Here is a 13400-nt window from a genome sequence, read left to right on the forward strand (position 1 = left end):
TTTCACGTGAAACGGGCTGCCGTGCACCCCGGCATGGCCCTGCCGCGTGGATGCAAACCGCGCCTTTCCCGGCACGGTGCGGACGGCCTTCCGCCAGCCCCACGTCAGGCGTCGTGCGATCCGCTCCGGGAAACGCCGGGGCGATCGCGGACTTTCCATCGCGGACTTTCCTTGGACTTGCCGCCTCTTTCGTGCCAAACCGTTGCGCCAAACCATGACCGTGACATCGCCGCCGCTCGTGAACCCATGGCTGATCGTGAATCCATGACCGTGACCGTCAAAATCTGCGGCCTCTCGACCGAGGAGACGCTCGACGCCGCGCTGGACGCCGGCGCCGACATGGTCGGCTTTGTGTTTTTTCCCAAGAGCCCGCGCGCCGTTTCGAACGAGCGCGCCCGGCAGCTTGCCGACCAGGCGCGCGCCAAGGCCGAGATCGTCGCGCTCACCGTCGACATGGACGATGCAGCGCTGGCCGCGATCGTCGAAACGGTGCGGCCGGACTGGCTGCAGCTGCATGGCGGCGAGAGCGTCGAGCGTGTCGCCGAGATCCGCCGCCGCTTCGGCCTGCCCGTCTTGAAGGCGCTCGGCATTCGCGAGGCGGCCGATCTCGCCGGGATCGGCGCCTATGCCGCTGTCGCGGACCGTCTGCTGCTCGACGCCAAGCCGCCCAAGGGCGCGACGCTGCCGGGTGGCAATGGCGTGTCCTTCGACTGGCACCTGCTGGATGCGCTTGACCCCGGCCTTGCCTATATGCTTTCCGGAGGCCTCGACGCCGGCAATGTCGCGCAGGCGCTGGCGGTGACGCAGGCCTCCGGCATCGATGCTTCCTCGGGCGTGGAAAGCGCGCCCGGTATCAAGGATCCCGACCGGATCCGCGCCTTCATCGCCGCCATTCGCGGCTTTCGACCCAACCCTGACCACAGCCGGGCTATGGCCGGCGAGAGGATTTCGTCGTGACCGTTGCTGTCGAGCCCAATTCCTTCAAGACCGGCCCGGACGAGCGGGGCTATTTCGGCATCTATGGCGGCCGCTTCGTCGCCGAGACGCTGATGCCGCTGATCCTCGAGCTGCAGCAGGCCTATGACGACGCCAAGGCCGATCCGGCCTTCAAGGCCGAATTGCAGGCGCTCTCGACCTATTATGCCGGCCGCCCGTCCAAGCTCTATTTCGCCGAAGGCCTGACCAACCATCTCGGCGGCGCGCGCATCTTCTTCAAGCGCGAGGACCTGAACCACACCGGCAGCCACAAGATCAACAACTGCCTCGGCCAGATCCTGCTCGCCAAGCGCATGGGCAAGACGCGGATCATCGCCGAGACCGGCGCCGGCCAGCACGGCGTGGCGTCAGCCACCGTCTCGGCCCGCTTCGGCCTGCCCTGCGTGGTCTATATGGGCGCCACCGACGTCGAGCGTCAGGCGCCGAACGTGTTCCGCATGAAGCTGCTGGGCGCCACCGTCAATCCGGTCACCGCCGGCAACGGTACGCTCAAGGACGCGATGAACGAGGCGCTGCGCGACTGGGTCTCGAATGTCGAGGACACCTACTATCTCATCGGCACGGCGGCAGGCCCCCATCCCTATCCGGAGATGGTGCGCGACTTCCAGTCGGTGATCGGCATCGAGGCGCGCGCGCAGATGCTGGAGCAGGAAGGTCGCCTGCCCGACATGATCATCGCGGCGGTCGGCGGCGGCTCGAATGCCATCGGCCTGTTCCATCCGTTCCTCGATGACAAGGATGTCGAGATCGTCGGCGTCGAGGCCGGTGGCCACGGCATCGCCGTCGAGAACGGCCATGCCGCCTCGATGACCGGCGGCCGCCCCGGCGTGCTGCATGGCAACCGCACCTATCTGCTGCAGGATGCCGACGGCCAGATCCTCGAGGGACATTCGGTCTCGGCCGGCCTCGATTATCCCGGCGTCGGCCCCGAGCACAGCTGGCTGCGCGACACCGGCCGCGTCCAGTACGTGCCGATCGTCGACCAGGAGGCGATCGACGCGTTCCAGGTCTGCACCCGCGTCGAGGGCATCATTCCGGCGTTGGAATCGGCGCATGCGATCGCCCAGGCAATCAGGGTCGCGCCGAGTATGGCCAAGGACAAGATCATCGTCATCAACCTGTCCGGCCGCGGCGACAAGGACGTCCACACCGTGGGCAAGCTGCTCGGCATGGACATCTGACCGATGCCGGCGGCGCGGCTCCCGACCTGTTCTTCCCCTCCCCCCGAGGGAAGGGTAAAGAGGGCACCGTTCCGCGTTTCGCTTCCCCGTCGACTTGACGTCACAAAGCATCGAGCCTAGGCCCATTGTCATGACTGAAACCCGTATCGATCGCCGCTTCGCGGCCCTCAAGGCCGAGGGCCGGCCGGCGCTCGTCACCTTCATGACCGCCGGCGACCCGGATCCCGCCACGACGCTGGCCCTGCTGAAGGCGCTGCCCGGCGCCGGCGCCGACGTGATCGAGCTCGGCATGCCGTTTTCCGATCCGATGGCCGACGGCCCGGCGATCCAGGCTGCGGGCCTGCGCGCGCTGAAGGGCGGGCAGACGCTGGTCAAGACGCTCGACCTCGTGCGTGAATTCCGCCAGTTCGACGACGCCACGCCGATCGTGCTGATGGGCTATTACAACCCGATCTACAGCCACGGCTCGGAAGCCTTCGTCGCCGAGGCCAAGGCCGCCGGCGTCGACGGGCTGATCATCGTCGACCTGCCGCCGGAAGCCGATGACGAGCTCTGCATCCCGGCGCTGGAGGCGGGGCTGAACTTCATCCGCCTCGCCACGCCCACCACCGACGACAAGCGGCTTCCCGCCGTGCTCGAAAACACGTCGGGCTTCGTCTACTACGTCTCGATCAACGGCATCACCGGTTCGGCAGCCCCCGACGCTTCGCGCGTCGCCGAATCCGTTGCACGGATCAAGCGTCACACCCATCTACCGGTTGCCGTCGGTTTCGGCGTCAGGACAGCCGAGCAGGCAGCAGCGATCGGCGCGAATGCCGATGGCGTCGTGGTCGGCTCGGCGATCGTATCGGCCATTGCGGCCTCGCTCGACAGCGAGGGCCGTGCCACGGCCGCCACCATACCCGCCGTCCTGGCCCTCGTATCCGAGCTTTCGGGCGGCGTTCGCGCTTCCCGCAAATCGGTCGCCGCCTGAACAAGGATTACGCGATGAACTGGATCAACGACGTCGTTCGTCCGAAGATCAAGAGCCTCCTGAACAAGCGCGAGGTTCCGGAAAACCTCTGGATCAAGTGCCCCGAGACCGGCGAGATGGTGTTCCATCGCGACCTCGAGGCCAACCATTACGTGATCCCGAATTCGGGCTATCACATGCGCATGAGCGCGCCGAAGCGGCTCGCCTATTTCTTCGATGACGGCCAGTATGAATCCATCGCCGTGCCGGAAGTGGCGATCGATCCGCTGAAGTTCCGCGACGAGCGCCGCTATACCGACCGCCTCAAGGACGCCCGGACCAAGACCGGCCTGCAGGACGCGATCCTGGTTGGCGCCGGCACCGTCGAGGGCGTGCCGATGGTCACCGCCGTGCAGGATTTCGACTTCATGGGCGGTTCGCTCGGCATGGCCGCCGGCGAAGCGGTCATCGCCGGCATGGAAGCGGCGCTGAACCGCAAGCAGCCCTTCGTGATGTTCGCCGCCTCCGGCGGCGCGCGCATGCAGGAAGGCATCCTCTCGCTGATGCAGCTGCCGCGCACCACCGCCGGCGTCATCGCGCTGCGCGAGGCGAAGCTGCCCTATATCGTCGTGCTGACCAACCCGACCACGGGCGGCGTCACCGCTTCCTATGCCATGCTGGGCGACATCCAGATCGCCGAGCCGGGCGCGCTGATCGGCTTTGCCGGCCCGCGCGTGATCGAGCAGACGATCCGCGAAAAGCTGCCGCCCGGCTTCCAGCGCTCGGAATTCCTGCACGAGCACGGCATGGTCGACCTGGTCGTTCACCGCCATGAACTGCGCCAGACGATCGCGCGGCTCTGCGGAATCCTGACGCCGCAGCCGGCCAAGCCGATCGACAAGCCCGAAGCCAAGGCGAAGGCGAAGTCCGCGCCGGCACAGGATGTCGCGCTGGCGTCCTGATCGGCGTCACACAACGCCCATCAGACCATCACGGTCGGCGGCCCCCGGGCCGCCGCCGGCATTGCGTGGAACCTCGCCACGCCACGGGATCGCGTCATGGACCGCATCATGGACCGCAGCACCGTCATCCTGGAGCGCCTGTTCCAGCTCCACCCCAAGGAAATCGACCTCTCGCTCGACCGGCTGAAGCCGCTGATGGCGAAGCTCGGCGCGCCCGAGACGAAGCTTGGCCCGGTGCTGCATATCGCCGGCACCAACGGCAAGGGCTCGACCACCGCCTTCCTGCGCGCGATGCTGGAGGCGGCCGGCCTCTCCGTGCATGTCTACACCTCGCCGCATCTCGTCCGCTTCCACGAGCGCATCCGCCTCGGCAAGCCGGGCGGCGGCCGCTTCGTCGACGAGGCGGAGCTGGTCGACACGCTGCTCGACATCGAGAAGGTCAATGACGGCGCGCCGATCACGCATTTCGAGATCACCACCGCCGCCGCCTTCAAGCTGTTCGCCGACCATCCGGCCGATGTGACGCTGCTGGAAGTGGGCCTGGGCGGGCGCTATGACGCCACCAACATCATCGACCATCCCGATGTCGCCGTGATCACGCCGATCTCGGTCGACCACGAAAAGTTCTTCGGCGGCGCGCTGGACGGCATCGCGCATGAGAAATCCGGCATCATCAAGCGCGGCCGCCCGGTCGTGGTGGCGCCGCAGCCGGGCATCGTGCTCGACGTGATCGAGCGCGACGCGGCGCGGCTGCGCGCCCCGACCTTCATCGGCAACCGGGACTGGGTGGCGCATGCCGAGCGCGGTCGGCTGGTCTACCAGGACGAGGACGGGCTGCTCGACCTGCCGCCGCCGCGCCTGCCGGGCCGGCACCAGTTCGTCAATGCGGGAGCGGCCATCGCGGCGCTGCGCAAATCGAGCCTCGACGTGCCGACGGCGGCGATCGAGGCCGGATTGCAGAACGTCGAGTGGCCGGCCCGGATGCAGCGCCTGACCAGCGGCAAGCTGGTCGACCAGGCGCCGGCGGAATCCGAGATCTGGCTCGATGGCGGCCACAACCCCGGTGCCGGCGTGGTCATCGCCGAGGCGATCGCCGACCTCGAGGAGCGCGTGTCGCGGCCGCTCTACCTGATCGCCGGCATGCTGGTGACCAAGGACCCGGTCGGCTTCTTCCGCCCCTTCGCCGGATTGGCGCAGCATGTCTATACGGTGCCGATCGAAGGCTCGGCCGCCGGGCGCGACCCGCTGGAGCTTGCCGCCGCCGCCGAGGCCGCCGGCATCCCCGCCGAGGCGACGTCCGGCGTCGAGGCGGCACTCGCCGCGATCCGGAAGCTGCTGCCGCCCGGCATCGCGCCCCGGATTCTGATCTGCGGCTCGCTCTATCTCGGCGGCACGGTGCTGGCGGCGAACGGAACGCTACCAAAGTGACCGGAAGCGGTCGCTGCTAACCCGGCCATCAACCCAGACGAGAACGGGGCCCATCGGGCCCCGTTTCCATATTGCAAATCTGTCGGCAAGCGATCAGATCGCGCCCTTGATCCAGTCAGCCAACCGGCTCTTCGGCGCGGCGCCAACCTGGATCGAGGCCGGCTCGCCATCCTTGAACAGGATCAGCGTCGGGATCGAGCGCACGCCATAGCGCACGGCAATTTCCGGATTCTCGTCGATGTTGAGCTTGGCGATGGTCACCTTGCCCTGCATTTCGGTCTGGATCTCTTCCAGCGCCGGGGCGATCATGCGGCAGGGACCACACCATTCCGCCCAGAAATCGACAACAACCGGGCCGGATGCACCCAGAACGTCGGCGTCGAAGGAACTATCCGTTACTTTGGCAGTCGCCATGGCAAGCCTCAAATGGGATGGAGGAGAGTGGTTCTAAGGTAGGAACCCGCCTCTTGCCGGTCAAGGCAAAGGGATTTCACGCCGCGGTAATGGCAGCCATGCGACTATCGAGCAACTCCGACGGGATCGCCATCAACAGCGGGATCTCGGTCCAGAGCAGCGCCGTTTCGATCGGCCGGTCGGGATAGAGCGTCTGAAGCAGCGCCCGGTAGAGCGCCAGCTGCGCCAGATGGGCGTCCGGCACCTCGGAGAGCTCCCGCGGCGCCGGGCGGTTGGTCTTGTAGTCGACCAGGATCACCCGGTCCGGCAACACGACGAGCCGGTCGATCCGACCGGAGACGGACGCCGTGCCGCTCCGGGTCTCGATCGATCCGGCGATCGGCACCTCGGCGCGGCTCTGCGGCCCGAACAGGGCGGAGAAGCTGTCATCGTCGAGGATCGGCAGGATGCGCTCGAGCAGGCCCTGGCGGGCGCTCTCTGGCCATTCACGGCCAACCACCTCCAGATAGCGCGTGGCGATGGCGGGGCGCTGCTCGGGCGGCTGGTCGGGCAGCGCCTGCAGCAGGCGGTGGATGATCCGGCCACGATCGAGCGCCGTCAGCGCCGCCGGATCGAGCCTTGCATCCAGCGCCGTTACCGGCGGAAAGGCCGGCTCGGCCTCCGCGAACCCAACCGCAGCCGAAGGGGTCAGTCGCTTCGGCTGGGTGGGCGGCGGCGGCGGATTTTCAGCCAGCCAGTCGGGCAGCGGCGCGATGGGGCGCTCGCCGGACCCTGCCGTCTCGGCGGCCGGCGGCACCGCCTGGCGGCTCCAGTCCTGCCGCCATTCGATCGTGTCGAAGCTTTCGCTCGGCAGCTCGACCGGCACGATCCGGCCATCGACGCCAAGCGCCTTGCCGACCAGTTCGTGCCAGAGCAGATCGGCGCCGGTATTCGCCTTGACCGTGCCGCAGACGATCAGGTGATCGCGCGCCCGTGTCAGCCCGACATAGAGCAGCCGGCGATATTCTTCCCGCGCCTTGTCGCGCAGCGTGTCGATCGCCTGCTCGACAATCCTGGGCTTCCGGGCGCCGGGCGCGACCCAGATCAGCGGCGCGCCATCGGCATCGTCGGGATCCTCGGCCAGCGCAACGATCTTCGGGTCATGGCTCGCATGCACCGGCTTGGAACCGGTATCGACGAGGAAGACGATGTCGGCCTCGAGCCCCTTGGCGCCATGCACGGTCATGACGCGGATCTCGTCGCGGGCGAGGTCGGCGTCGCGCTTGATCTCGGTCGCCGCCTCGCGCATCCAGCCGACAAAGCCCTGCAGGGACGGCACCGAGGCCTGCTCATGCGCCAGGGCCTGCGCCAGGAACTCGTCCAGCACGTCGTCGGCCTCGGGGCCCAGCCGGGCCAGCAGCCGCTTGCGGCCGCCATCGGGCCCGAGGATGCGGGCGAAGAAGGCGTAGGGGCTCATGAACTCGGCCCGGCTGCGCCAGGTCTTCAGCCGCGCCGAGGCGGCCATCGCGGCCGGATCGGTCGAGCGGTCCAACGCATACCAGAGCGAGCCGCCGCGCGGATGCGCCAGCTCGAACAGCTGCTCCTCGGTGAGGCCGATCAGCGGGCTCTTCAGCAGCGCGGCGAGCGCGAGGTCGTCGCGCGGCTGCAACAGGATCTCCGCCAGCGCCAGCAGGTCGAGCACGGCGATATGGCTTGCCAGCGCCAGCCGGTCGGCGCCGGCGACCGAGAGGCCCGCCGCCTTCAGCGCGCGGTTGATCGCGTCGGTCTGCGGCCCGCGCTTGCGCGTCAGCACCAGGATGCCGCCCTCGCGGATCGGCTTGCCGGTCGCGGCGATCGTCGCCTTGTCCCGCTTCCAGCCGGCGACGGTCTCGGCGATGCGCTCGGCCAGCCGCACTTCCGGGCTCTTTTCATCGAGCCGGTCGAGTGGGGTGTGCCAGTCGTCCGGCTGCGGCGGCTTGTCGGCCTCGATCGGCGGCCAATAGGTGACGCGGCCCGGATCGAGCCGGCGCGCCGCGGCATGGACCGGGGCCGCCTTTGCCTGCGTCAGGCCGGCATGGGCGTCCTCGGGGCGGAAGATCGCGTCCACCGCGGCCAGAACGTCCGGGGTCGAGCGGAAGGAGAGCTGCAGTTCGAGTTCGTGGAACAGCGCGCCCGCCTCGCGCGCCCCCCGGCCGATCGCCTCGCGCTGCCGCGCAAACCACGCCGGAACCGCGCCCTGGAACGAATAGATCGACTGCTTCTCGTCGCCCACGGCGAAGAAGGTGCGGATGATGTCGCGCGCACTCTGGCCCGAGAAGAACTCGCCGGCCAGCCGCTCGATCACCTGCCACTGGCGAGGACTGGTGTCCTGCGCCTCGTCGACGAGGATATGGTCGAGGCCGCGGTCGAGTTTGTAATGCACCCAGGCGGCGGCGTCCGAACGCGCCAGCAGATTGGCGGTCTTCACCACCAGATCCTGGAAATCGAGCGCGCCGCGCAGCTGCTTGGCCCGCTCATAATGGCCGATCACCGCGTCGCCGAGGATCAGCAGCGCACTGGTGACGGCATAGGCCTCGGCCGCGGCGATGCGATCGAGCAGGAACTCGATGCGCTCGCGCTCCGCCTGCAGTATTTCTTCGAGGCCAGGCCAAGCGGTCCGGACGCCCTTGGCCGTCAGGCTGCCGACCACGCGAAGATCACCATCCTGCTTCATCCAGAAGCCGAGCCAGGCTGCCGCGCGGCCTTCCATCGTCTCGGCCGTCAGGATCGGCGCCAGGCGCGCCGCGCTCTTCTGGTCATTGACGCCGCTGGCCGAAAGCCGGTCGACGAGCTGCTTCAGCTCGGCCTCGTCGAGGGGGATTTCCGAGCCGATGCGCTCGCGCAGGCTTTCCGCCGTCTCGCCCGAGCCGAGGCCGAGCGCCCGGCGCAGATCGCGCAGGCCATTGGCGAGATCGCCCGACCGGACGATGAACTCGCGCACCGCATCGCGCGAGGCGACGATCGCCGCCAGCGCCGCATCGATGCCCTGGTCACTCGCCGCCTCCAGCACCCGCGCAAAGGCCTGGCCCTCCGCCGTGTCGGCCTCCAGCGAGGCGCGCGCGATCACCTGGCGCTGCGCTTCGGCGATCAGGATCGACGCGCCGCGATCCTCCAGCACCTCGAAGCTGCCCGCGACATTGGCCTCGAACGGGAACTGGTGCAGCAGCCTTTCGCAGAAAGCGTGGATGGTCTGGATCTTCAGCCCGCCCGGCGTCTCCAGCGCCCGGGCGAAGAGCCGGCGTGCGGTGATCCGATGCCCCGGCAAAGCGGGCGCGCCCTGATAATCGGCCAGGATCGCCGCCAGTTCCGCGTCGGGCATGGTCGTCCAGCCGGCGAGGATCTCGAACACGCGGCTCGACATTTCCGCCGCCGCCGCCTTGGTGAAGGTCAGGCACAGGATGGAGGACGGGTCGGCGCCATTGAGCAGCAGCCGGATGACGCGGCGCGCCAGCACATAGGTCTTGCCCGAGCCGGCATTGGCGGAAACCCAGGCCGAGGCCTCCGGATCCGTTGCCCGCGACTGGGTATCCCTCGTCTTGTCGTCGACCGAGATCACGCCGCTCATTCGCCGCCCTCCTCGGCGTCGCCCAGCGCCCATTCCCGGATCCGGGCGAGATGATCGTAGGGGCTTTCGAAACGGGTCTCGAACATCGGCCGGGCGCGGGAGACATAGGCGCGCTTCGGATCGTCAAAGGCTTCGATCAGCGAATAGAGCCGCGCCCTGGCCTCGTCACCGAGTTCATCGGCCGTCTTGTCCTTGGTGACCGCCGAGGAGAAGGGATCGCCCTTGCCGACCTTGCCGAGGCCGATCCAGCCGAGCGTGGACACGGAGACGCCGGCCTCGACCTGATCGAAGCCCCCGCCGCGCGCCATCGCCACTTCCAGCGCCAGCTGCGGCGCGAGGCCGGTCGAAAGCTGCTTGGCGCTTGGCGGCGAGCCGGTCTTGAAATCGAGGATCTCGAGCGAGCCGTCGAGCCGGATATCGACGCGATCGGCGCGGCCGGTGAGCTTGAATTCGCCGGCCGGCGCGGGGAACGCCCAGGCGCCGCCGATCTCGGCATGGCGGTGGGCGACCGAAGCCCGGCTCGCCTCCCAGCCGATGAACCATTCGGCGATGACGAGGAAGCGCGGCCACCACAAAGCGTAGACGGCCGGGAACGCCTCGATCCGCGCGAAGACGCGGCGGCCGATGATCGTCAGCGCCGTCAGCGCCGAGGCGTCGAACGGGCCCTTCCATTCCTGGATGAAATCGCCAAGGGCCTCATGGATCAGCGTGCCGCGCAGCGCCACGTCCGGCACCACGCCGATCGGATCGAGCGGGTCGAGCTTCAGGATGCGACGGGCATAGATCGCATAAGGATCGCGGATCAGCGTCTCGATCTCGGTGACCGACAAGCGGCGTGGCCGGGCCTCCAGCGGCGGCAGCGGCGCGGGGCGGCGGATCGGCACCGGGCGGGCCGTGCGGTCGAGCGCACGCGCCCAGTCGAGATAGCGCAGTCCGCGGCCGGCCAGCGCCTTAGCCTCGCTCTTGCCTAGGCGCGCCAGCAGGCGCTGCAACCAGCGCGCGGCGACGGTGGGCGTGCCGCCGCGACGCTCGGCACGGGTGACGACAACTTTGCCGGCTGACAAGGCGCTGGTGAAATCATGCGCCGACTGGCCGAGCTTGCGCTCCGGCGCTTCCAGCCCCAGCTCGGCCCGCATCGAGCGCGACAGCCAGGGGTCGGTGCGGGTCTCGGACGGCCAGACGCCCTCGTCGAGCCCGCCCAGCACCATCAGATCGACCTGCTGCAACCGGGCCTCGAGCGTGCCCCAGATGAACAGGCGCGGATCGGAGCCCGGTCGGGCCGGCACGCCTACTCCGGCCATGGTCGCGTCGAGGAAGCCCGGATATTCGTAGCCGGCCATATCGAGCGCCTGGGCATCGTCGCTCATCAGGCCAGCGAGAAGGGTCGCCAGGGCCTGGCCGGATTCCTCGGCCCACAGCACGTCGGCGCTGCCATCGTCGCGCGCGGCGACGAGGTTGAGCGCGGCGACGACGGCCGATGTCATCGCCTTGGCGTCGGAGGCACTGACGCCTTCCATGAGTCGGCTAAGCGGCTCGATCGCCTCGGCCATCCGGCCGGCGAGATCGCGCGCCGCCTGCCACTCGGTCGCGCCGAGCCGCTTGACGGCCGCCGGCGCATAGCGCGCGGTCGGCAGGTCCGCCTCGGCCCGGTCCAGCGCCTCGACCAGCCCGTCGAGGCCGTCGGAGAGCAACTGGCCGCGAAACAGCACCAGGTCGAGAATATCGATCGCGGCGCGACAGGCCGCGCGACCGAGCCCGAACGAGGCGAGCGGATGCTTGGCGAGCGCCAGCAGATCGACCGGCGCGCCGTTCGACTTCGCCGCCGCGACCAGCAGACGCGCGAGCGTGCCGGGCGACGAGGTCATCAGCGGACGGCCGGCGGAATCATCGACCGACAGTCCGAAACGGCCGAGCTCGATGGCAACGCGGCCGGCGAGGCGACGATCCGGGGTGACCAGCGCCGCCGTCCGGCCCGGCTCGCGGATCGCCTCGCGCATGGCAAGCGCGATAGCGACCGCCTCTTCCTGCTCGGTGCGGGCGACAACCAGCGCGACATCGCCGATGGCCGAGGCCGCGACCGGCGGCGCGGTGGCCCAGTCCTCGGTGGTCTCGGCCGGGCGCATCGCTTCCGAAATCAGGCGGACGCGCTCGGCCATGTCCGGCGTCATCGCGCCGAGCGGGACGATCGCGTCGCGTTCCACGCCGATGGTCTCGATCAGATGCTTCAGGCCGTATTGCGGATGGCCGGGCGCCGAGCGGGCCGGCGCCGCGAGGCCGCCGATCGCCACCCAGCCATTCGCGTCGAGCTCCGTATCGATGCCGGGCATGACCACGGCGCCGTTCGGCAGATGGGCAATGACCGAGAGGAGCTCCGCGACGGCGGGAATCGAGCCGGTCGAGCCGGCGGCGATGACGAGGCCGCGCGGCGGCGAGGCTTCGAGGCGGGCGGCGGCGGCGCGCAGCAGATGATCGCGGCGGACGGAGGGATCGGCAAGGCTGCGCTCGCTCAGGAAGGCCGGCCATTGCTCGCCGACGATGCGCAGGAAATCGAGCGAGATCTGCCAGTAGCGGGCGAGGTCGTCGGGAACCAGCGTCTCCAGCTTGTCCCAGGCGATGCCCGTCGTCTCGATGTCATCGATCAGCCGGGCGAGGTCGCCGGCGAGATGAAACGCATCGGCGGCCGAAGCCGGCACCAGCACGCGGTCGTCCTCGGAGAGCGACAGCAGTTCGCGCCGCACCGCCCGGCCCCAGGCGAGCGTCAGCCGCGTCAGCACCAACAGGCGGTCGAGGCGGGAGATCGCCTCGGGCAGGACAAGACGGCCATCCGGATCGTCGGCGGCGGCTTCGAGGATCTGGTCCTCCTCGTCGACATCGCCGATCGGCCGGATCGCCGGCAGGATGGCGGCGCGGCCGCCGAGCCGCTCCAGGATCTCGGCATGCAGCGAGCGCGCGGCGCGGCGGGTCGGCACGAGAATGGTGATATCGGCGAGCGCCAGCGGATCCTTAGCCGGATTCGCAATCGCCCCGAACCGGCCCGAGAACAGCGCGTCGACCAGGGTCGGCAGGAAGGGCGTGCCCGGCGGGATCGTGAAGACGCGCGGGTCCGACCTTGCCATCGTGCCTCAGGCTGCGCTTTCGGAGACCGACATCTCGGCCTCGCGGATCGCTTCCGGTGTGCCGACATGCAGCCAGGTGCCGTCCATGCGGATGCCATACAGCCGGCCGGCCTCGATGGCCCGGTCGAACAGCACATTGAGCGAGAACGAGCCCTGCGGCGCATCGGCGAACAGGCGCGGCGACAGGATGGCGGTGCCGGAATAGACAAAGGGCGCGACGGTGCGCTCGATGCGGCGGGCGAGCCGGCCGTCCTTGTCCATGATGAAATCGCCGGGGCCGGGATAGCCGATCGCGGTGACGGTCGGCGCCAGCATCAGCAGGGCGTCCATGCGGCTGTCGTCCCAGGCGCGGGCGAGCCAATCGAGATTGGGGCGCGGCCCCTCGATCCAGAACGAATCGGAATTCATCACGTAGAACGGCTCGTCGCCGAGCAGCGGCAGTGCCTTGGTGATGCCGCCGCCGGTCTCCAGCAGCGCGCCGCGCTCGTCCGAGATGAGGATCTTGGGCGCCTTGCGCTTCTTGACGTGGGTCTCGACGAGATCGGCGAGGTAGTGGACGTTCACCACCACCTCCTCGACACCCGCCTTGGTCAGCCGGTCGAGCGCGTGATCCATCAGCGAGCGGCCCGCGATCTCGATCAGGGGCTTGGGAACGGTTGCCGTGACGGGCCGCATGCGCTTGCCGATGCCGGCCGCGAGCACCATGGCCCGCTTCGGATGGATCGGCGTCTTTGAGGGGGAGGTTGGCATATCGGTCTCGGGCAGTTC

General features: G+C 69.0%; 9 protein-coding genes. 5 read left to right on the top strand and 4 right to left on the bottom strand.

All coding sequences use genetic code 11. The features are described 5' to 3' along the window. The first annotated feature begins 264 nt into the window (after positions 1–264). The 5 genes from OSH10_RS19310 to OSH10_RS19330 all read left to right on the top strand — a co-directional run bounded on the left by OSH10_RS19310 (position 265) and on the right by OSH10_RS19330 (position 5519). Positions 265–957 (top strand): phosphoribosylanthranilate isomerase, encoded by a 693-nt coding sequence (locus tag OSH10_RS19310; RefSeq protein ID WP_266333730.1) that lies wholly within the window; start codon positions 265–267, stop codon positions 955–957. After that, on the top strand, positions 954–2177 hold the full coding sequence (gene trpB / locus OSH10_RS19315) for a tryptophan synthase subunit beta (RefSeq protein ID WP_266333732.1): 1224 nt from the start codon (positions 954–956) through the stop codon (positions 2175–2177). The genes OSH10_RS19310 and trpB overlap by 4 nt, the downstream gene beginning before the upstream one ends. A gap of 130 nt (positions 2178–2307) precedes the next feature. Then, complete coding sequence (gene trpA / locus OSH10_RS19320) at positions 2308–3150, top strand: tryptophan synthase subunit alpha (RefSeq protein WP_266333734.1); 843 nt, start codon at positions 2308–2310, stop codon at positions 3148–3150. 14 nt (positions 3151–3164) lie between these two features. Then, the gene (accD, locus tag OSH10_RS19325) at positions 3165–4091 is read left to right on the top strand and encodes an acetyl-CoA carboxylase, carboxyltransferase subunit beta (protein ID WP_266333736.1); all 927 of its coding nucleotides are present in this window, start codon (positions 3165–3167) and stop codon (positions 4089–4091) included. Positions 4092–4199: 108 nt separating this feature from the next. Continuing rightward, positions 4200–5519: a bifunctional folylpolyglutamate synthase/dihydrofolate synthase gene (locus tag OSH10_RS19330; protein WP_266333941.1), complete on the top strand. Its 1320-nt coding sequence runs from the start codon at positions 4200–4202 to the stop codon at positions 5517–5519. Positions 5520–5612: 93 nt separating this feature from the next. On the opposite strand, the gene trxA is transcribed toward OSH10_RS19330, so the two are convergent. The 4 genes from trxA to OSH10_RS19350 form a co-directional block, all read right to left on the bottom strand. Then, a complete protein-coding gene (gene trxA / locus OSH10_RS19335) occupies positions 5613–5933 on the bottom strand; it encodes a thioredoxin TrxA (protein ID WP_266333738.1) in 321 nt (106 codons plus the stop codon). Between the two features lie 76 nt (positions 5934–6009). After that, entirely contained in the window at positions 6010–9516 is a 3507-nt protein-coding gene (gene addA / locus OSH10_RS19340; protein WP_266333740.1) for a double-strand break repair helicase AddA, read from the bottom strand. After that, positions 9513–12632, bottom strand: coding sequence for a double-strand break repair protein AddB (gene addB / locus OSH10_RS19345; RefSeq protein WP_266333742.1), 3120 nt, complete (start codon positions 12630–12632; stop codon positions 9513–9515). The genes addA and addB overlap by 4 nt, the downstream gene beginning before the upstream one ends. A gap of 6 nt (positions 12633–12638) precedes the next feature. Next, positions 12639–13382 (bottom strand): nucleotidyltransferase family protein, encoded by a 744-nt coding sequence (locus OSH10_RS19350; RefSeq protein ID WP_266333744.1) that lies wholly within the window; start codon positions 13380–13382, stop codon positions 12639–12641. Positions 13383–13400 lie beyond the last annotated feature (18 nt).

Origin of the sequence: Kaistia defluvii, from assembly GCF_026343955.1 — a bacterium.
Lineage (GTDB): Bacteria > Pseudomonadota > Alphaproteobacteria > Rhizobiales > Kaistiaceae > Kaistia > Kaistia defluvii.